The organism is Marinobacter sp. CP1, assembly GCF_001266795.1.
GTDB lineage: Bacteria > Pseudomonadota > Gammaproteobacteria > Pseudomonadales > Oleiphilaceae > Marinobacter > Marinobacter flavimaris.
The window spans coordinates 145146-164591 of sequence record NZ_CP011929.1 but is presented as its reverse complement, the minus strand read 5'-3'; the positions used below and the strand labels follow the sequence as shown (position 1 = coordinate 164591).

Genomic DNA, 19446 nt, shown 5'->3' with positions numbered 1-19446 from the left:
GTAACAGCGATGTCCCCGAAGGGATTGAACACGGTTCTGAACGTAAAGTTACGGCGGGAACTCTGGCAGATGCGCGGTCAGGTACTGGCCATCGCACTGGTTATTGCCGGAGGCGTGGGCGTGTGCGTGATGTCTCTCGTGAACTATTCATCGCTGTTGGCAACCAGAGCCCAGTATTACGAACAACACGAATTTGCCGAGGTCTTTGCGCCGGTCAAACGGGCTCCACGCCATACTCTCAAGGACACCGCTGCGCTGCCTGGTATCGCCAGGTACGAGGGGAGGGTCGAAGGCGCTGCGAAACTGGAAATACCCGGGTTTCCGGATCCGGTGTCGGCTCGCCTGGTGTCTGTTCCGCCGGAAGGTCAGCCTGACGTCAACCGCCTTTTTATTCGCCAGGGACGGCTCCCGGCTGCTGGTCGAAGCCAGGAGATCGCAGTTATCGGAAGCTTTGCCGAAGCGCATGAGTTGGTTCTGGGAGATCAGTTTGAAGCCATTATCAACGGCCGCCGGCAGGCTCTTACGATAACCGGCATTGTTGAGTCACCGGAATTCATCTACGTCATTCCTCCGGGCGGTATGCTGCCGGACTATCAGCGGTATGGTGTTCTCTGGATGAACAGAGAGTCCCTGGAATCCGCCATGGATATGCGGGGCGCTTTCAACAGCCTGGTGGTGACGCTCAAACCTGGCCATTCTGCTGCCTCCGTCATTGATGCTCTGGATCGATTGCTGGCCCGGTATGGGGCAACGGGGGCTTTTGGCCGGGACGACCAGTTTTCCCACCGTTTTCTGAGTGACGAGCTCAATCAGTTGAAAACCATGGCGACGGTTTTCCCCCTCATTTTCATGAGTGTCGCCATGTTTTTGTTGAATGTGGTGATTGGCCGTCTGATCAGCACCCAACGGGATATCGTCGCGGTACTCAAGGCCTTCGGCTATAGCAACCGTCAGATCGCCTGGCATTACAGCAAACTGGTCATCGTGATTGCCGTCATCGGTTTGCTGGCGGGGCTTGGCCTTGGCCTATGGCTTGGACGCTCTCTCGGCGAACTGTACATGGATTATTACCGCTTTCCGGGGCTGTTGTTTCGCATTGACCCCGCATGGGTTGTGCTGCTGGGGTTGATGACAATTGTGGTCGCCTGGCTCGGTGCCTGGCGAGCCATCAGGCAGGCAGCGGCACTGCCACCCGCTGAAGCCATGAGGCCTGAGGGGCCCGCCAGGTACCGGGTGACCATAGTGGAAAAGCTGCTCTCGGGAATCCGTTTCGCCCAGCCCTCCCGAATGATCGTGCGCCAGCTCTCCCGTCGTCCGGTTCGGACCCTGTTATCCATGACTGGGGTCGCTATGGCCACTGCCATCGTGATGGTGGGAAACTTCCAGTTCGACTCGGTGTCCCTGATGGTCCACACGCAGTTTGCACGGGTTCAGCAACAGGATCTGTCCGCGACCTTTATTGATCCGGTGAACAGCGCGGCGTTGTTCGGCTTGCAGCGGCAAGCCGGGATACGTTACGTGGAGGGGCGACGCTCGGTCCCGGCACGTCTTGTTTCCGGCCATCGGGAGTGGCGAAGCGCAGTCACCGGAATACCCTCCGAGGCGCGCCTGCAATTTGTCATCGACAGTGACCTGCAGCCGGTTCCGCTCCCCAGGGAGGGGTTGTTGTTGACCGATTTTCTGGCCGATGAACTGGGTGTCGGTCCGGGAGATGTTCTGCAGCTGGAGCTCCTGGAGGGCGACCGCCGAACGGTTATGGTTCCGGTCGCCGGTATCACCAGCGAGTTTCTCGGGGTTGGTGCCTACATGGATCTGGATGCCCTCAACCGGGCACTGGGGGACGGGCCCCTGATCAATCAGGCCCTGATCAACCTGGACCCGGACAAGGCTTCGGAAGTTTATAACAGTCTTCGCGAAACCCCGGGAGTGCTTGGCCTGAGCATCCGGCAGGCCATGCTCGACAGCTTCTACGACACCCTGGCGAGAACCTTCCTGACGTTCACCTTTTTCAACAGCCTGATGGGCGGAATCATCGCTTTTGGAGTGGTCTACAACATGATCCGGATTTCACTGGCGGAAAAAGGTCGGGAGTTGGCGAGCCTGAGAGTGCTGGGATACACCCAGAATGAAGTTGCGCATATATTGTTGGGAGAGGTTGCGCTCTTGCTGTTTCTGGGTATTCCCCTCGGTTGGCTGATTGGCCAGGGTCTGGCGCTCATGATCGTTACTGCCATGCAAACCGAACTGTATCGGGTGCCCTTGACGATCACCAGCCAGACACTTGGCATGTCCGCGTTGGTCGTGGTGGTATCGGCGATCGCTTCCGGGGTTATTGCCTGGTGGCGCCTGAAACGGCTGGATCTTGTAGCGGTGTTGAAAACACGGGAATAGGTGCGAAAGCAACCGGGGAGTGAACTGAGGTTATGGCGAAAAAAGGGTTTGCCGGAAAATGGTTGTTCTGGGGGGTGTTCGTAATGCTCGCCAGTGTTGCAGTTGTGGTCACGATCCGACCCGATCCGGTCTGGGTGGATCTGGCGCCGGTAACCCGTGGCCCCATGGAAATCACTATCAAGGAGGAGGGCAAAACGCGGGTGCGTGACCGATACGTGGTTTCATCACCGGTTGCCGGCTATCTGCACAGGGTATTGCTGGAAGTGGGGGATCCGGTGATTCCGGGAGAGCTGCTGACGGAGGTTGACCCCATGCCTGCCAGCACCCTTGATGCCCGAAGTCGGGCCGAAGCGGAGGCCAAGGTGCAGTCGGCCCGCTCGGCGCTGAACTCCACTCGTCAAAAAGTGGCGGCGGCCGAGGCTGAAGCAGACCTCGCCGTGCGTGAGCTGGCCCGCCTCCAGGCACTCAGTGATGATCGTTTTGTTTCCGACGAGCGTTTGCAGCAGGCCCGGGCCACTGCGGCCAGAACCCAGGCCATTCTGCGTTCCGCGCGCTTTGACGAAGAAGTGATGGCCCACGAACTGGCAGCGGCCCGAACGCGCCTTGAGGTGTCTGCCGCGCGTGCGAACGGCGATGGAGCGGTTGAACGTGTGCCGGTCAGGTCCCCTGTAAACGGCTCTGTTTTGGGAATTGTTCGAAAAAGCGAGGGTGTGATTCAGGCCGGTGAAGCCATTCTGGAACTGGGGGATCCCGGGGCGCTTGAGGTGGTTGTGGATGTATTGAGTTTTGATGCCGTGAATCTCCAACCCGGTATGGTGACGCGCCTCACCGGGTGGGGTGGCGGCACCCTGGACGCTACTGTCCGGCGCGTTGAGCCGGTTGGATTCGAGGACGTGTCGGCCCTGGGTGTGGAAGAAAGGCGGGTACAGGTGGTTGCGGATATCACCAGTCCTGCTGATGCCTGGCAAAGCCTGGGGGACGGCTATCGGGTAGACGCCGAGTTTCTGCTCTGGCGTTCCGACAATGTCCTTCAGGTTCCGGAATCCGCCATCTTTGTCACTGATGGGCAGCACCAGGTATTCCGCGTTGTCGATGACATTGCGGTTCTGACAGACGTGTCGGTCGGTCGCACAAACGGATTTCATACAGTTATCCAGGAAGGATTGACTGAGGCAGACAACGTCGTCCGACACCCGGATCGTCAGCTTGAAGACGGCAGCCGTATCCGTCTTCGTTAATGGCCTGCATTGCACGGTCCGCCGGCTAAAATGAGAGGACATATCACGTTTGGCTGGCTAGACTGACGGCACATAAAAACAAAAAGGAGACTGGCACGGTGAACCAGTTCGATACGCTTATTGTCGGCGGCCGCTACTTTGACGGTACCGGCGGCCCCTCACGCATCGCCCATGTCGGCATCAAAGATGGGCGGGTTGCCGAAGTCTTTGACCAGCAGCCCGAACCCGGCCTTGCGACGCGCACGATTGACGCCAGCGGTTGCTGGGTAACGCCGGGATTTCTCGATACCCATACCCATTACGATGCCGAGTTGCTGGTAGCGCCGTCCCTGTCTGAATCCGTGCGTCACGGTGTCACCACGGTGCTGATCGGCAGTTGTTCCCTGAGCATGGTCTGTTCCGATCCGGAGGACGCCTCGGATATTTTTACCCGGGTGGAAACGGTCCCGAGGGAAAAAGTGCTGCCCATTCTGAAGCAGCACAAGTCCTGGCAGACACCAAAAGCGTGGGTGGCGTTCATGGACCAGCATCCACTGGGGCCCAATGTCATCAGCTTTCTCGGCCACAGTGATCTGAGAACTGCCGTTATGGGGCTGCATCGCGCCACCGACCGGGGCGTGACTCCGACATCAGAAGAGCAAAGACAAATGGAAGCCCTCCTTGAGGAGGCTCTGCAGGAGGGCTTTCTCGGTCTTTCCACCATGTGCCTGAAATGGGACAAGGTGGATGGTGACCGGGAGTGGTCCAAGAGTCTGCCGAGCACCTACGCCCGATGGCGTGAGGTCAGCCGCCTGAATGCTCTTTTGCGCCGATACGGACGGGTGCATCAGGGCGCGCCCAATGCGGCCAATCCTCTGCAGGTAACCCAGTACCTGAAAGAGACCCTGGGTTGGTTGAGAAAGCCCCTGAAAACAACTCTGATTGCCATGATCGATCTGAAAGGCAATCCCACGGTCAAACCCATGGCCAGCCTTGTGGGGTGGCTGGCCAACAGCTTTGGCGGCAACTTCCGCTGGCAGCTCCTGCCAACGCCGTTCACGGTCTATGCCGATGGTATGGATATCGTACTGTTTGAAGAATTCGGCGCCGGTGAAATGGCCCTCGATATCCGCGATCAGCTTGAGCGCAACGAGCTTCTGAAGGACGAACAGTACCGACGGAAATTCAGGAAATTCTATAAGGAAAAGCTCTCGCCCCGGGTATGGCAGAGGGATTTCGGCGATGCCGTTATTCTCGACTGCCCGGATAAAAGCGTGGTTGGCCGCAACTTTGCTGAGCTGGCGGCCGACCGTGGCATCCATGTGGTCGATTTCTTTCTCGACATGGTGGTTGCCCATGGCCGTTCACTGCGCTGGTTCACCACGGTAGGCAACCACAGAAAGGATCGGCTCCGGAAAATGGTCACCAATCCCGGTGCCCTGATCACCTTTTCCGATGCCGGCGCCCACATCCGTAATATGGCCTTCTACAATCTGCCTCTGCGGTTTCTCAAGCTGGTTTACGAAAGCCATGTGGAGAGTGAGCCGGTCATGTCGCTGGAACGTGCCGTACATCGACTGACCGGCGAACAGGCAGACTGGCTTGGTGTTGATGCCGGTCATATCAGGAAAGGTGACCGGGCGGATATAACGGTACTGGACCCCCGTGGCCTTGATCAGGATCTGGAACAGGTTGAGTGGGCCGAGATGGAAAACTTCGGACTGGAGAGAATGGTCAACCGGGTGCCTGGTTGTATCAGAGAGGTGCTGATCAACGGCCGACCCGCGGTAACGGATGGTGAGGTTGAAGCTGCCCTGGGCCGGGAGCCTGGCTATGGCCACTTCCTGCGCGCCGGTGCGTCTGGATAACCACGTACAAAAGGAAACCTATGAACCTGCGATTTGCGCCCGCCGTCTGGGTGGTGGTCTTTCTTGCAGTCTTTGTCTGGTCTGCCATCGGACCCAGGGATCGGGCCACCTGGGCGCTGGAAGTCCTGCCCGCTGTCATTGGTTTTGTGCTGGTTGTCTGGTGTTTCTTCCGTTATCCCCTGACGCCTCTTGTCTATTTCCTGATTCTGGTCCACGCCGTCATCCTGATGGTTGGAGGGCACTATACCTACGCGGAAGTACCTTTGTTCGACTGGTTTCGGGACTGGTTTGACTGGGAGCGCAATAACTACGACAAGCTTGGCCACCTGGCACAGGGGTTTATACCGGCAATCATTGCCAGGGAAGTGGTCATTCGCTTCGACGTGTTCTCCAGTCGCCGCTGGGCGGCGTTTTTCATCGTCTGTTTCTGTCTGGCGCTAAGCGCCTTTTACGAGCTGATTGAATGGTGGGTGGCCTTGCTCAGTGACGAAGCGGCCGAGGCCTTTCTGGGCACACAGGGCTACGTCTGGGATACCCAGTCGGATATGGCCTGGGCCTTGTCCGGCGCCATTCTGGCTCTTATCCTGCTCGGGCGTTTTCATGATCGCCAGCTTCAGGCGCTCTGACGTTTCGCCCGCCTGCTGATGTTGAATGTCTGAATGATGGAATAGAACTGTATGTCCGAAGAGCTCAACGCTGACAAACAGGCCGAGGGGCTGCCCCGCAGCCAGGTCATTGGACTGATCCTCGGGGCTGCCTTTCTGCTGGCAACCATCATACTCCCACCTCCGGAAACCATGGCCGCGGAAGCCTGGGCGGCGCTGGGGTTGATGCTGCTGATGGCTACCTGGTGGTCTACCGAAGCCATTCCGATTCCCGCCACTGCCTTGCTGCCAATCGTGCTGGTTCCCGCGCTCGGGCTCGGGACGGTTGGTGAAGCCACCGAGCCCTATGCCAATCCGATCATTTTCCTGTTCCTGGGGGGGGGCTTCACACTCGGGCTTGCGATGCAGCGATGGAACCTGCATCGCCGGATCGCCCTGATGACGCTGAAGGCCGTTGGCAGTAAACCCCGGCGGCAGATTGCCGGGTTCATGTTGGCAACCGCGTTTTTGAGCATGTGGGTCAGCAATACTGCAACAGCCATCATGATGCTGCCGATTGGTCTGTCGGTGGTGGCGATGATGAACAGCAATGACAATCCCGAGGGCATTCGGCGTTACGCCACGGCCCTCCTTTTGGCTATCGCCTATTCCGCCAGTATCGGTGGTATTGCCACACTTATCGGCACACCGCCAAATGCCTTGCTGGCGGCCTACCTGAGCGAAAACCAGGGTATTTCTGTGGGCTTTGCCCAATGGATGTTGCTGGGGGTTCCAGTGACGGTTGTCATGCTGGCCCTGGCCTGGTGGTGGCTGACCCGGCGCGACTTCGGGCTGGGCATGGCCGGCGCCCTGCCAACCCTTGTCATGATTGTTCTGGTGGCGGGTATCATCATCTTTCTGACCGAAGTTACCAGCAATACCGCAACCGCGGCGGCGTTTCTGCCGTTGCTGGGGCGCTGGCCCTGAGTCAGGGCGTGTCACCGTTACTACTCACTGTGCCTGCCGCCATCGCGGCCAGCTGTGCCTTCATGATGCCGGTGGCCACGCCACCCAATGCCATCGTGTTCTCCAGTGGTCACATGCAGATCAGCGACATGATCAGAGCCGGGTTTGCTCTCAATCTGATGGGCATTGTCGTGGTAACTGCCCTGAGCTACCTGTTACTCGGCGTGGTCTTTACCTTTTGAACGGCAGGCCCGGCAACCGGGCCTGCTTCCCGATTCCCATCCATGTCATGAAACAGTTCTCAAATTCCCTTCCTAAGGCCCCTCCTGCAGCGACAGATTTGAGGCACAGTTATCTTTAAGGGCGCAGGCTTTTCGGTATCTTACCGTAACAACATGTAACCCGCTTAATAACGTGGCCAATAAAAACAGGGACTTCGTCTGACATGCTGCTGGTGCTCGCTGGATCCATTCTTACATTCACCATGGTGCAGGAAGCGACCGTGGTGGAGCCTTTTGAGAAGGGCCAGATCGTCATTGAGCAGGATGTGGATTCCAGTCCTGTTGAATTGCGCTCCGACGTCAGGGTGGAGCCTCTGGTTGAACAGAAGTTCCGGAATATCGTGCGTCAGGCCTATGACTACAGCTGTGGAAGCGCGGCGCTGACCACCGTGCTGAACTTCTACCTGGGTCGGACCCTGTCGGAACGTCAGGTCATGGAGGGGCTGCTTCATTACGGCGAAAGCGAACGTATCGTGGAACGTCGCGCCTTTTCCATGCTGGATATGAAGCGACTGGTGACAGCGCTCGGTTATCCCTCAGGCGGCTTCCGGGCAACGATTGATGACCTCAAGGATCTTGATCACCCGGCGATCGTGCCCATCCATCACGCGGGTTTCAAACACTTCGTGGTGTTGAGGACGATTCGCGACGGGCGTGCCTATCTGGCAGACCCCTCGGTAGGGAATATCTCCTTCACGCTGGCTCAGTTCGAGGAAAAGTGGGACGACAATGTGCTCTTCATTGTCTTCCCGGGCAGCGATAAACCACTGGACAACCTCGAGCTGAAGGAAGAAGACCTTCGCTTTGTGGATGACCAGACAATGACCCTTCTGGCGCTGGAAAGGATACCGGCGTTTCACGAGTCCACCCAGCGGCGGATCCAGAATCTGCTTGAACGCCAGAAAAACAATCCCGACGGCAGTGTGGAGAACACCCGCAAGCAGTTGCACTACCGTCGGAACTAATTTACCGGGTAGCCCCGGGTCAGGAACACTACAAATAAAATAAGGGAGTCAGGATGAATCGTTGGTTTGTGCGAGGTTTTATCCTTGTTTCCACGGCAGGTCTGCTTCCGGGCATGGCCCTGGCGCAGGAAGGGAGTGTGGATCAGGCGCGGGAAGCCCTGGCCAAACAAGAGGGCGACGAAGATGCTTCGCAACAACTGGAGGAAGTGTTCCAGGCTGCCGAAAAGAACTATTCGTTGCAGAAAAAGGGCTCTCATTCCCTGAATTACTCGTTCGATTATTCCTATACCGCGGACCAGCGTCTTGACCTGGCCATTACCAATGGATCGGTGAGAAACCTGGATGTGGTGCCATCGGCGACCCACAGCTTTACGAATTCCTTTTCCTACGATTATGGCCTGCTGGACAACCTGACGGTCGGAACCCGAATTCCGCTGGTGGTCAAATACGACACTCAGGATGAGCTCAACGTCTATGACTTTGGCGATATTTCATTTACCGGGCGCTGGCAGCCGTTCGCCTATGTGCCCGGCAAGATGTCGACCACACTGTTTGGAACCCTGTCCACCAAGACCGGCGTCAGTCCCTACGAGATCGATATCAACGAGCAGCTGTCTACTGGTAGCGGTTACTATTCGATCGGAGGCGGCGCAAGCCTTTCCAAAGTCCTCGATCCGGTGGTGATCTTTGGGTCCGTCAGTGCCACCTATAACTTGCCGGCTGAAAACCTGCAGCAGGTAAGGGGTGCACGGCTTCTTGAAGAGGTGGATCCAGGGTTCGGGCTGTCCGGCTCGGCGGGTTTTGCCTATTCCCTGTCTTACGATATTTCACTGAGTATTTCCGCTCAGCTCAGCTACAGCGATGAAACCATCCTGACTTTCTCCAATGGCGATCAGGCCGTTGCCCAGGACCAGATGACCGGTTTCCTTAGCATGTCATTGGGAACGCGCATCAGCGATACCACTATCGTGAATACCAGTCTCGGGATTGGTCTCACCGAGGACGCCCCGGACTTTTCTCTTGGGGTCTCCCTGCCCATTAACTTCTCCGGTCTCAAAGAGTGATTGGTGTCGTTGACGATCTACGGGAAGGGAAGGACTTCATGGGACAGAAAATCTACAACCGTCAGATTCTCGCGGCGCTGATTGCCACGACCCTATCGTGTGGTGCCCAGGCCCAGCTGGCGCAGAACCTGACCATTCACCCCAAGGCGCTGGCGCTCGGCAATGCCGTGACTGCCGATCCGCCGGGGATCATGGCCATTCACTATAATCCAGCGGGCCTGACCAAACTGGACGGGCGCCAGCTGGAAGTAAACCTGATGAGCGTCTATCTCGACATTGACGCGGACTTCACAGCGCCGGAAGGGTATGAAATTTTCGGTATCGACGGCCTCGAAACGGATCCGCTGACCGGAAAGCAACGGGACCCTGTTGCCAATACTCACAGCCACACCAACAACGTGGCCCTGTATTTGCCCGGATACGGTATTCTTCGCGCGCCTCCGGGGCCGGCCCTGGCCCCTTCGGCGGGGATCAGTATCAACCCGCCGGGCTCGAAACTGACCTTTGGTAATGCGTTCTACCTGCCGCTGGCGGCCGGCTTTTATCGCGACAAGGACGACCCTGGCCGTTACCAGCCCCAGGCCACGGCGCTGCAGCGCACGACTTATCTCTCACCCACGGTCGGTTATGAAATCAATGACGACTGGTCCGTGGGTGCCGGTATCCACCTGTCCCATATGGGTATCGCGGCAGACCAGTACATGCGGGCGCCCAACCTGCTGCTGGGGGTGGCTGAAGTTTTGCAGGATGCCTTCAACTGCGAGAGTGGTGACGAGCCCCTGCAGCCCTGGTTGGCGCTTTGTGGCGGTAATGTCGGTCCCTGGGATGATATTGGTGCCCTGAACATCAATGTTCAGGAAACCCTGTCACCCACCTATGCACTAGGGGTGATGTGGGAGCCAACTGATTGGTTCAGCTGGGGGGCGAGCTATACCTCTGAAGCTGAAATGAACATGAAGGGCACCTTCGAAATCCAGTACACCGATGACTGGTCCGGCTTCTGGCAGAGCGTTAACGGATCCGTGCTGGGTGCGATTACCTCGGCGATCCTGAGTCTTCCGTCAGGTGCGCCCAAGGAATCCGGCAACGTCAGTATGGATCTGGTCTACCCCCAGCACTTCCAGACCGGCATCAGCGTTGATGTGCATCCAAAGCTGACCCTCAACGCTGACATCGGCTGGACCGATTACGAACAGTGGGATGCCTTCGTTTTCCGGTTCGACCGCAACTTGGAGTTCCTCAATGCGGCGCGGATCCTGTCACCGGACAATGCCACTCCAAATACCCTGAGGCTGCCTCTGGGTTTCAAGAGCCAGTGGAACTGGGCGTTTGGCATGGAGTTTCATGCGTCTTCCCGTCTGGACCTGCGTGCCGGCGTGGAAATACGGGATTCCGTTATCCCGGATGATCAGCGACAGGTCATGGCGCCGTTTGGTGGGGCGAATCTCTATAGCATTGGTATGGGGTACCAGTGGGACAAGGACACCGAGATTGACATGAATCTCAGTTACCTTCACTCGGTGGAGTCGATTCCCGCGGACACCAGCTGTAACGTAAACTGCGACAACATCACCAACATTATTTATAACCCGTATGCGGGGCTCGATATCAAGACATCGCTGCGGGTCGTCATGGCTGGCTTGAGTTTCCGGACCAGGTTCTGAGTGGTGCCATTAACCTGAAGGTAGTCATTTGCAGTGATGAACGCTTCGCTATTGAAAGCCGCTTCGTGCCTTTTCCTGGCCGCCTTGCTCGGAGGCTGCCAGATAGGGGGCTCCACGATCACCGAAAGGGAAGGCTATTTTACCTGGGTAGACGAGCAGGGCAGGGTTCGATATTCGCCGATCGTTGAGTCAGCAACCAGGGGGACGGCTGACCATGCCGGGGCGTCCCGTGATCAAGCGTCCGCTGAGGGACCGGCCCGCTCAGAGAGTGACGCGAGCCCCGAGACAGGGCTGGAAGAAGAAACCGAGTACACGCTTGAAAACTATCCGGATGCCGAAGCGCTTGCGAAAGACGGTTACGTTCGGCCGGGCGAGCGGCAGCCCTATTTCACCTGGCGCGACGCCGAGGGCAATGTTCGCGTTAGTTATTACCGACCAGATACCCGCTCTGACCTTGAGAAAGGGCTGGTTGAACCGCCTGTCCAGATCACTGAAGCCAGCGTTTACCAGACAGGCCCCGCTGTAGCGGGCGCAGCTCCCGTAGAGGGTTATGACCCGGACGCCTTCGCGATACTGGGTATTGAAGCTAGAACCGATGACTTTTTCGCCCGGTTTTCAGCCAGCTGTTGTGAATCCATGGATGTCACTGATCGGCAAAGCTGGCAATCGGGAAGGGAGTTTGGCATTTCCCTCTCTGACGACTCAGCCACCCATCCGTTTCTCACCGGCACCAGCCCCTATCAACTAATTGAACTCCCGGACGCGGGCGCGCATCGCAGTCTGGTTATCCGCCTGCGCTCCTATGCCAAAGACGGCGTGTTCGTGCCCTCGCTGGTGTTTCTCGATGAGTCGATGGCACCGTTGAGACTGGTAACAGACCTGGTGATGGATTTTACCCCGGAGAACTGGCATCGGCGCGGTTACCTGGAAGCATGGGTGCCCGCTTTCCCGGGACAGGACGAGCGTTGGCTGGTCCTGTTTACACGAGATGAAGACCTGAACGGTCAGACTGTTATCGAAACCCCCGCCGGCCCCCGCAAAATCCCCCACATCAGGCACGGTGAAATCGGCCTGATGCAGGTGGAGGAATGAGGTTTCAGTCCTCTGGCCTGCTAAGATCCAGCCACTGTTGCGACAGCCAGTAGTAGCTGCCATCGCTTGCAGGGTGGGTGCAGTTGTAACGGAATCTTCTGCTATTGAAGGCTTTAGGGGCCTCTACCGCTACATTGCCATCAGTCACGTTAAAGTCGATACGTCCCTGACCGGAGGCAAAGCAGGTCAACCTGTTGGCATCAATGGGATCAACCAGCGGGAAAACCAGGGTCGGCGGATTCTCCGAAATCACCCCGTCCGGCAGCGTGCCGGTATCAACAGGGAAGGCTTTGCTGCGAAGCTTGTTTTCAAGGCTTCCCAACTGGCCGTAGGCGTTTGCCATCGGGAAACGCGGCAATCGGGTTTTCTCGGTTTGTTGGCCGATGGCGCCGGATTGCTGGCCAAAACCGTACCAGCCCCGCTCAGCCACTTTGCGCTCCAGTGCTTCGTCGAACTCGCCATAAGGGTACGCAAACATGGGGGCAGGCGCCTTCAATTCCCTTGAGAGGGTCGCCTGGGCTGAGTCGAGACTGCTGTTAACCCTGGCTTGCCAGTCACTCTGACTTTCGTTCGGTTTACGGGCAAGATGCCCATGGTCAGCGCTGTGGTTGGCAATGGTTACGCCCGGTCGTTCGGCCAACTCCCGAATCTGATCCCAGGTCATGTAGCCGGTTCGGCCAACGGCTTCTGTATTTACAAAAATCGTGTAGGGGTAGGCCTTTTCGGCCAGCAGCGGTGCCGCCGTATGGTAGACGGAGTCGTAGGCGTCATCGAAGGTAATGGCGATGCGATTACCTTGTTCATCGGTACCGGCCAGCGTTTTTTCGGTGCCTTCCTGTAGATCCACAAAGTCCAGCTGCAGATCCGAGATCATGTCCAGCTGGCCCTCGAACAGGGATACAGACGTGCTGGTCGCGGGCGGCGTTGAATCACTGACATGATGATACTGCAGGACAACGAGGTCTGCCCGGGCCGAGGTTGCGGTCGACATAACCGCGACAGCCAGGGTAATTTTCAGGAATGCTTTGAGCGGCATATCGTCTCCTGTGTTTCTTCGCTCCGACGCGATCAAACCGGCCGGTCAGATGTTGTGACGGAAGTGTGCTTTGAGTACGGCAAAGGCCTGATTCAGATCCTGAATGGTTTCGGTCTTGCCTCCGCGATCCGGGTGGGCGTTCATAACCGCCCGGCGGAAACGCTTCTTGACGGTCGGGAAATCAGAAGGGACAGCCTGGAAGCCCAGTATTTCCGCTGCTTCCCGTGTTTCGCCCTGGGCCGGTGCCTGCCCGGGCGCACCGGCCCAGAAATCATTCATCATCCGTTGGATCGCTTCCTCCGGCAGACGGTATTTGGAGAGATCCAGATAGAATTGACGAAGCGTGTCGACACTGTCCGGAACGCCCTCGCCACTGACCACACTCTGCTTTTCGATGCGTATATTGAGAGGCGATATCTGGAGGCTTTCGCCGGCCTCGGACAACTGGTCCCGAAGACGGTAGAGTACGTGGAACAGCAGAAAATGAACCGGGTAGAGCTTTTCGGGTTCGCTGAAAACAACGTCTCCAAGCAACTCCCACGGTTGCCCCTGGAGCGCCTTGATCAGCGACAGCTCATTCATGCCCGCCGGTGTTGACCGGATTTCATGCTCAACAGCCACCAGCAGGTGTTGAATCTGCTGCTCCAGGCAGTCATCTTCGTTCACCGCTCCAGGGTAGGACATTTTGATCGGGGCTTGGCTTTCGGTCATGGAGTCCATGGTAGGGTACTCCCGGCCATCAGGGAAGTGCAGCCAGCCGCGGAAGCCCGCCCATGAATAGGGCGGTCGAGAATCGGGTTGCGGTCAACGCTTCAGCTTCCGCTGAATCCGGGTTCCTGTGGGCCCGCCTGGCAAGCGTCAGGCTGGTCTCATAGGCGACGCCGAAGAAAGCGGCACACAGGTATTCATGATCGATCTGCGGAAGCAGTCCCCGCGCCATCGCCTCGCGCACATCGTCTTCCAGGGACAGCATGGTCAGACCGAGAATATCCGAACCAAACAGCTCCCGTAGCGCTCGATCATTTCGGTGTGCGAGCTCGTAAACCAGCGGATCCCGGGCGGTCGCAGTGAATAAAGCCATGTAGGCGTAGTGGATAAAATCTTCTGTGGTGTCCGCAGCGCGCCGATGGCGCGTGAGGTTGTTATTCAGGTTGGTCATGAAGTCAGTTAGCAGGGCGGCGAAGATGTCCTGCTTGCTGGAGAAATAATTGTAGAAGGTACCGGCGGCAAGACCGGTGCGGCGGACGATGTCGCGGATGGTCGATTTTTCATATCCCCGCTCGCGAAAACATTCCCTCGCCGCGAGCAGGATAGCCCTCCGGTTCCGGATGCGGTTCTGTTCCCGTTTACCAGCGGCTTCTTCACTCGATTGCAACGTATCCATGTTGGTATCCTGTCCCTGAATCCATGTGACGCGTATAATCCCACGTCCATTTAACCTGTGAACGTAGTTGGTATGTCCGAAGCAATGATCGCCAGTGCCGAACAATCCCTCAACTCAGAGCGGGAGCGCCGCCAGAAGCTGGAGTTGAACAAGCTGCAGAAACGTCTGCGCCGCGAAGTCGGGCAGGCGATTGCCGATTTTTCGATGATTGAGGCCGGTGACAAAGTCATGTGCTGCCTCAGCGGCGGAAAAGACTCTTACGCCATGCTCGATATCCTGCTTAACCTGCAGAAGAGCGCGCCTGTCTCGTTCGAGCTGATTGCCGTCAACCTTGACCAGAAACAGCCCGGTTTCCCGGAAGAGGTGTTGCCCGAGTACCTGTCCTCCATGGGTATCGAGTACCACATCATCGAAAAGGACACTTACAGTATTGTTAAGGAAAAAGTCCCCGAAGGGAAGACTACCTGCGGTCTGTGTAGCCGGCTACGTCGCGGAATTCTCTATAATTTCGCCGAAGAGCACGGAGTAACCAAGATTGCGCTCGGTCACCATAGGGACGATCTGCTGGAAACCCTGTTCCTGAACATGTTCTATGGCGGCAAACTGAAATCCATGCCGCCAGTTCTGCACAGTGATGATGGCCGCAATACCGTTATCCGGCCGCTGGCTTACAGCCGCGAAAAGGATATCGCCCGCTACGCCGGTCTGAGAGAGTTTCCCATTATTCCCTGCAACCTGTGTGGTTCACAGGAGAACTTGCAGCGCCAGGTTATCAAGGACATGTTCCAGAGCTGGGACAAGCAGCACCCCGGCCGGTTGGAGACAATGTTCCGGGCCATGTGCAATGTGGAGCCGTCGCACCTGGCTGATACCAGCCTCTATGATTTTCGGGAAGGAAAGCGCCTCGGCGGTAAACGCCAGGCCGTTCACACTGCCGAACCTGAGGCCACTACTGACTTCGGTCGCCTGGACGTGTTGAATATCTAGGTAGCTAGCATATGCAGGAATGGCAGGGTCCATAGCCCGAAGAGGATAAGCAGTCCACCGGTGACCTTCCGGAACAACTGGTGGCTCTGCAAGCCTCGGATCCAGTTGGCCGCAAAACCTGTTGCGAGCATGGAAGGAAGGGTACCAAGCCCGAAAAACAGCATGGTTAGTGCGGCCGAGCCCACCGTCGGTTGTAGCGCTGCCCATCCGAGAGTGCTGTAGACCAGCCCACAGGGCAGCCAGCCCCAGAGTGCTCCGAGGGCGAGCGCCTGTCCTCCGTGATTTACCGGCAGGAAGCGACGGGTCAGGGGAGAGAGACGAGCCCAGACTGGAGCGCCGACCCGTTCGACGTAACGAATACCCTGCCACCATTGCCCCATGGATAATCCCATGAAGATCAGCAAAACCCCGGCCAGGCTGCGAAGCACAAGACCGGCCGTGCTCCACTGACTGGCCGCCGTGGTACTGGCCAGCGCGACCAGTGTGGCGATCAGCACATAGCTACCGATGCGCCCAAAGTTGAACGCCAGCAGCATGACCGTCTGTCGTACCCGGAAACCCCGGCCTACAGGCAGTGCCATTGAGAGGGAAGCGCTGATGCCGCCACACATGCCAAGGCAGTGCGTGCTACCAAGGAGTCCTATGAGAAAGGCGCTCGGATAGCTGAGGTAAAGTTCCGGGCTCATCCTTTTTGAGGTTTATCCTCATCCGGATTGCCTGCCTCGCTGACCTCAACGGCTTGCTCTGGGGGAGAAGCCTCTTTCGCGGTCTTGTCAGTGCGGGCGTCGTCCGGAATCATATCTTTATCGTCATCGTAAAGTATCCGATGGGCCGGGCCTTCCAGGTCATCGTACTGGCCGTTCTTGACCGCCCATGAAAAAAGCACGACACCCAGAGTTACCAGGATGAGCATCACCGGAACGAGGAACATTACGATTTTCACAGCGAACCCTCAAAAAACGAGTATAAAGCTACGGTATCAGGACAGCGCCTGTGCGCCAACCGGGGGATTATCCTGATGCGGTTGTGCAGGCGCTTTGCCAAGCCGAAGTGCATTTAACACCACCACCAGGGAACTGAGGGACATCCCGATCGCTGCCAGCCAGGGTGGCACCATGCCTGCGGCAGCCAGGGGCAGCGCACAGACATTGTAGGCCAGGGCCCACCAGAGATTCTGGCGGATGATGCGCCGGGCCTGGCGGCTGGTTTTCAGGGCCTCAACCAACTGCAGCAACTGGCCATTCAAAAGTACCGCATCGGCTTTGAGCTGGGTCAGGTCCGCAGCAGTGCCCATGGCGACCGAGATTCCCGCTCCGGCCATGGACGGAAGATCGTTCAGCCCGTCGCCGACCATCATGATGTGCCTGCCTTCAGATTCAAGTTTCTGCAGTACCGCCAGTTTTTCTTCGGGAGAGGCCTGCCCGATCGCTTCGTCAATGCCCAGCATGCCTGCTACCTGCTCAACATGTCCGGACCGGTCGCCACTCAGGAGCAATGTGCGAATACCAGCGTCCTGAAGAGCTCTGATCGCCGCACGGGCATCGGCTCGGGGTTGGTCGTCCAACCGAAAGCAGGCCAGCCACTCGCGATCCGAAGCGAGCCAGATCTCCATGCCCTGGTGAGGTTCGGCGCTGGGCGCGGGTGTACTGACATGCTGTTGGACAAAACCCCGGTGGCCGATGAACAACGGCCTTTCTCCCAGCTGGCCAGAGAGACCCCCACCGACGTGGTTTTCCACGTTTTCGACGGCTGCGGTGTCACGCCGATGGAATACGCGGGCGATGGGATGCTCGGAATATTTCTCGAGCCCGGCGGCGAGCTTCAGGCAGGTTGTTTCATCCATGCTGCCAACAATATCGATTCCGGTCAGGCTGAGTTCGCCGCGGGTCAATGTCCCGGTTTTGTCGAACACCACGGTATCGATGGTGTTCATTGATTCGAGGGTGTGGCCCCGAGTGGGCAGAAACCCGAGACGGCGCAGCCTGACGGTGGCGGAGGTGATCGCGGTGGGCGTTGCCAGCGACAGAGCACAGGGGCAGGTGACCACCAGTACCGAAAGGGTGATGTCGAAGGCATTATCAGCGCCTGCCAGCCACCAGCCAATCCAGACAACGGGTGCCAGTATCAGTACCCGTCCCACAAATTTCCCCGCCATCCGGTCCGCCATCATTGCGACCTGGGGCTTTTCGGATTGCACCCGATCCAACACCCGGAGAATACCAGACAGCCGCGTTTGAGCACCCGCTTTCACCACCCGGACATCAAGCGGGTTCTCGCCGTTCACACTGCCGGCATGAACCGTATCCCCGGGGTAACGGGTTTCGGGCAGATACTCTCCCGTCAACGCGGCTTCGTTCAGGGTGGACTCGCCCCGCACGATTTCTCCATCCACTGGCAAAGTTTCACCGGGTCGAACCCGAACGATATCTCCCGGGCGAATCTGATGCGCCGGGACTATGTCCGTATCGTCACCGCTCACCAGTGTGGCAACGGTCGGCTGGAACCCCGCAAGGGCGTTTCCGGTCAGGCCGGCTCGGTAGCGGGCCTGCACTTCAATATAACGACCCAACAGCAGGAAGAATGTAAACATGCACACGGACTCGAAGTAGACTTCGTCCCCGCCAACTATCGTTACCCAGGCACTGGCGAGGTAGGCCAGTCCGATTGCAATGGCAACCGGTACATCCATGGTCAGGTGTCGGCTCTGGATGTCCCGGCGAGCGTTCCGGAAAAAGGGGGCGGCGCTGTAGAGAACCACTGGGGTCGCGACCAGCAGACTGAACCAGCGGAAAAAACTGACAAACTCCGGTGAGAGATCATTGACCAGTTCAAAGTACAACGGAAATGCCAGCATCATGCTCTGGAAAGAGCCGATGCCCGCGATGGCGACCCTGATCAGCATAGAACGGTGTTCCGCCTTCAGGGCCTGTTCTGCCTCGTCTGCCTGGTAGGGGCGAGCCGTATAGCCAAGCTCATGGATGGCAATCAAAAGGTCGCTCAGCGGCGCTTGATCCTGGGACCAGACCAGGCGGGCACGCTGTGTGGTGTGATTCACCGAAAAAGATACGACACCAGTTTGCTGCTTCATGTGATTTTCAAGCAGCCATATACAGGCAGCGCAGGTGATGCCGCCAATCAGCAACTGAGCTTCCTGTGCGCCTTTTACTGGCGCCACGAAGGACTCCTGAACCAGGGGGTGATCCAGTTCCCTCAGGCGGTTCACTTCGGCGTTGGTCAGTTGCTTTGGCGTGACTGCCGGCTCAGTCCGGAAATCGTAAAAACCGGTCAGACCCTCGCTGTGAATCGTCTGGCAAACCGCTTTGCAGCCCTGACAGCAGAAGTGATGGGTTGTGCCATCAAGCTCGAGGGTAATGGGCGGCTCACCGTCAGCCGGCTCACCGCAATGGAAGCAATCCAGGTGCGTCAACCTTGGGCAGACTCCCCGGCCTTGATGGTAATGCCGCTTTCAGAAGGTAGCCAGGTTTCACCCTTAAGGCGCCACTCATTGGCGGGACCTCTGAGGTCATAGTACCAGCGACCATCGATGTCACTGTGCAGTTTCCCGGCAAACCGGCCCGGAGCGATCTGCTGGAACTGGACAGTGCGGTCTTTGTCCGAGAGGGTCGGATGGAACAGGTTGAGAATCAGATACGGGAAGTCGGCAGGACCTTCCACGGTACTCAGGTTGACCGTGACGTTTCGGTTCTGAAAGTCAATCTGGGCTTCCATGCCAAGGTCCGCGGCCTTCTGGTCCCTCGCGATGGACATGTTGATCCCACGGCCTTCCTTGGACCAGTCGTCTGTCACCATTGAGTTTTCCGTGTTGATAGCGATGGTAATCGCAACGGCGCAATAAATGATGGACGCACCCGGGAAAATCAGGAGGAACCAGAACCAGGGCTGGCGATACCAGGGTGCAACGGGTGTTTCAGTAGTCATATATCTCT

16 protein-coding genes and 1 pseudogene are annotated in these 19446 nt (G+C 57.7%); 10 read left to right on the top strand and 7 right to left on the bottom strand.

Annotation, left to right across the window (positions count from 1 at the left end):
- The first annotated feature begins 9 nt into the window (after nt 1-9).
- The 9 genes and pseudogenes from ACP86_RS00785 (at nt 10) to ACP86_RS00745 (ending at nt 12092) form a co-directional block, all read left to right on the top strand.
- Nucleotides 10-2391 carry an ABC transporter permease gene (locus ACP86_RS00785; RefSeq protein WP_053112288.1) on the top strand — a complete coding sequence of 794 codons (2382 nt, stop codon included), beginning with the start codon at nt 10-12 and terminating at the stop codon, nt 2389-2391.
- Nucleotides 2392-2423: 32 nt separating this feature from the next.
- Nucleotides 2424-3629, top strand: coding sequence for an efflux RND transporter periplasmic adaptor subunit (locus ACP86_RS00780; RefSeq protein ID WP_008174693.1), 1206 nt, complete (start codon nt 2424-2426; stop codon nt 3627-3629).
- Between the two features lie 98 nt (nt 3630-3727).
- Nucleotides 3728-5476, top strand: a complete 1749-nt coding sequence (locus ACP86_RS00775) for an N-acyl-D-amino-acid deacylase family protein (protein ID WP_053112286.1) — start codon at nt 3728-3730, stop codon at nt 5474-5476.
- Nucleotides 5477-5496: 20 nt separating this feature from the next.
- Nucleotides 5497-6102, top strand: coding sequence for a DUF2238 domain-containing protein (locus ACP86_RS00770; RefSeq protein WP_008174699.1), 606 nt, complete (start codon nt 5497-5499; stop codon nt 6100-6102).
- Between the two features lie 51 nt (nt 6103-6153).
- Nucleotides 6154-7268 (top strand): annotated as a pseudogene (locus ACP86_RS00765) (SLC13 family permease).
- Between the two features lie 203 nt (nt 7269-7471).
- Nucleotides 7472-8272: a C39 family peptidase gene (locus tag ACP86_RS00760; RefSeq protein WP_053112284.1), complete on the top strand. Its 801-nt coding sequence runs from the start codon at nt 7472-7474 to the stop codon at nt 8270-8272.
- Nucleotides 8273-8325: 53 nt separating this feature from the next.
- Entirely contained in the window at nt 8326-9336 is a 1011-nt protein-coding gene (locus tag ACP86_RS00755) for a hypothetical protein (protein WP_053112282.1), read from the top strand.
- A gap of 38 nt (nt 9337-9374) precedes the next feature.
- Complete coding sequence (locus ACP86_RS00750) at nt 9375-11000, top strand: OmpP1/FadL family transporter (protein ID WP_053112280.1); 1626 nt, start codon at nt 9375-9377, stop codon at nt 10998-11000.
- A gap of 36 nt (nt 11001-11036) precedes the next feature.
- On the top strand, nt 11037-12092 hold the full coding sequence (locus ACP86_RS00745) for a MalM family protein (RefSeq protein WP_053112278.1): 1056 nt from the start codon (nt 11037-11039) through the stop codon (nt 12090-12092).
- Nucleotides 12093-12096: 4 nt separating this feature from the next.
- Here ACP86_RS00745 and ACP86_RS00740 read toward each other — a convergent pair whose 3' ends face one another.
- The 3 genes from ACP86_RS00740 to ACP86_RS00730 are packed head-to-tail and all read right to left on the bottom strand — an operon-like array spanning nt 12097 to nt 14512.
- Nucleotides 12097-13128: a polysaccharide deacetylase family protein gene (locus ACP86_RS00740; protein ID WP_053112277.1), complete on the bottom strand. Its 1032-nt coding sequence runs from the start codon at nt 13126-13128 to the stop codon at nt 12097-12099.
- Nucleotides 13129-13173: 45 nt separating this feature from the next.
- Complete coding sequence (locus tag ACP86_RS00735; protein WP_053112275.1) at nt 13174-13848, bottom strand: DNA-J related domain-containing protein; 675 nt, start codon at nt 13846-13848, stop codon at nt 13174-13176.
- Nucleotides 13849-13867: 19 nt separating this feature from the next.
- Nucleotides 13868-14512, bottom strand: coding sequence for a TetR/AcrR family transcriptional regulator (locus ACP86_RS00730; RefSeq protein ID WP_053112273.1), 645 nt, complete (start codon nt 14510-14512; stop codon nt 13868-13870).
- A 72-nt stretch (nt 14513-14584) separates the two neighbouring features.
- Between ACP86_RS00730 and ttcA the strand changes: the two genes are divergently transcribed.
- Nucleotides 14585-15499 (top strand): tRNA 2-thiocytidine(32) synthetase TtcA, encoded by a 915-nt coding sequence (gene ttcA, locus ACP86_RS00725; RefSeq protein ID WP_053112271.1) that lies wholly within the window; start codon nt 14585-14587, stop codon nt 15497-15499.
- On the opposite strand, the gene ACP86_RS00720 is transcribed toward ttcA, so the two are convergent.
- Genes ACP86_RS00720 through ACP86_RS00705 form a run of 4 tightly spaced genes read right to left on the bottom strand, consistent with a single transcriptional unit; the run spans nt 15496 to nt 19438 of the window.
- Nucleotides 15496-16185 (bottom strand): sulfite exporter TauE/SafE family protein, encoded by a 690-nt coding sequence (locus ACP86_RS00720; RefSeq protein WP_053112269.1) that lies wholly within the window; start codon nt 16183-16185, stop codon nt 15496-15498. The genes ttcA and ACP86_RS00720 overlap by 4 nt on opposite strands.
- The gene (ccoS, locus tag ACP86_RS00715) at nt 16182-16442 is read right to left on the bottom strand and encodes a cbb3-type cytochrome oxidase assembly protein CcoS (protein ID WP_041645284.1); all 261 of its coding nucleotides are present in this window, start codon (nt 16440-16442) and stop codon (nt 16182-16184) included. Before ccoS ends, ACP86_RS00720 begins: the two co-directional genes overlap by 4 nt.
- Nucleotides 16443-16478: 36 nt before the next feature.
- Complete coding sequence (locus tag ACP86_RS00710; RefSeq protein WP_053112267.1) at nt 16479-18926, bottom strand: heavy metal translocating P-type ATPase; 2448 nt, start codon at nt 18924-18926, stop codon at nt 16479-16481.
- Nucleotides 18923-19438, bottom strand: coding sequence for a FixH family protein (locus ACP86_RS00705; RefSeq protein ID WP_014577454.1), 516 nt, complete (start codon nt 19436-19438; stop codon nt 18923-18925). Before ACP86_RS00705 ends, ACP86_RS00710 begins: the two co-directional genes overlap by 4 nt.
- Between the last annotated feature and the right edge of the window lie 8 nt (nt 19439-19446).

What these genes read in the sequence shown, in the direction of transcription:
- ACP86_RS00755 (WP_053112282.1), top strand. Translation starts at nt 8,326, where the DNA reads ATGAATCGTTGGTTTGTGCGAGGTTTTATCCTTGTTTCCACGGCAGGT.
- ACP86_RS00785 (WP_053112288.1), top strand. Translation starts at nt 10, where the DNA reads ATGTCCCCGAAGGGATTGAACACGGTTCTGAACGTAAAGTTACGGCGG.
- ttcA (WP_053112271.1), top strand. Translation starts at nt 14,585, where the DNA reads ATGTCCGAAGCAATGATCGCCAGTGCCGAACAATCCCTCAACTCAGAG.
- ACP86_RS00730 (WP_053112273.1), bottom strand. Translation starts at nt 14,512, where the DNA reads ATGGATACGTTGCAATCGAGTGAAGAAGCCGCTGGTAAACGGGAACAG.
- ACP86_RS00720 (WP_053112269.1), bottom strand. Translation starts at nt 16,185, where the DNA reads ATGAGCCCGGAACTTTACCTCAGCTATCCGAGCGCCTTTCTCATAGGA.
- ACP86_RS00770 (WP_008174699.1), top strand. Translation starts at nt 5,497, where the DNA reads ATGAACCTGCGATTTGCGCCCGCCGTCTGGGTGGTGGTCTTTCTTGCA.
- ACP86_RS00735 (WP_053112275.1), bottom strand. Translation starts at nt 13,848, where the DNA reads ATGGACTCCATGACCGAAAGCCAAGCCCCGATCAAAATGTCCTACCCT.
- ACP86_RS00780 (WP_008174693.1), top strand. Translation starts at nt 2,424, where the DNA reads ATGGCGAAAAAAGGGTTTGCCGGAAAATGGTTGTTCTGGGGGGTGTTC.
- ACP86_RS00745 (WP_053112278.1), top strand. Translation starts at nt 11,037, where the DNA reads ATGAACGCTTCGCTATTGAAAGCCGCTTCGTGCCTTTTCCTGGCCGCC.
- ACP86_RS00760 (WP_053112284.1), top strand. Translation starts at nt 7,472, where the DNA reads ATGCTGCTGGTGCTCGCTGGATCCATTCTTACATTCACCATGGTGCAG.
- ACP86_RS00705 (WP_014577454.1), bottom strand. Translation starts at nt 19,438, where the DNA reads ATGACTACTGAAACACCCGTTGCACCCTGGTATCGCCAGCCCTGGTTC.
- ACP86_RS00750 (WP_053112280.1), top strand. Translation starts at nt 9,375, where the DNA reads ATGGGACAGAAAATCTACAACCGTCAGATTCTCGCGGCGCTGATTGCC.
- ACP86_RS00740 (WP_053112277.1), bottom strand. Translation starts at nt 13,128, where the DNA reads ATGCCGCTCAAAGCATTCCTGAAAATTACCCTGGCTGTCGCGGTTATG.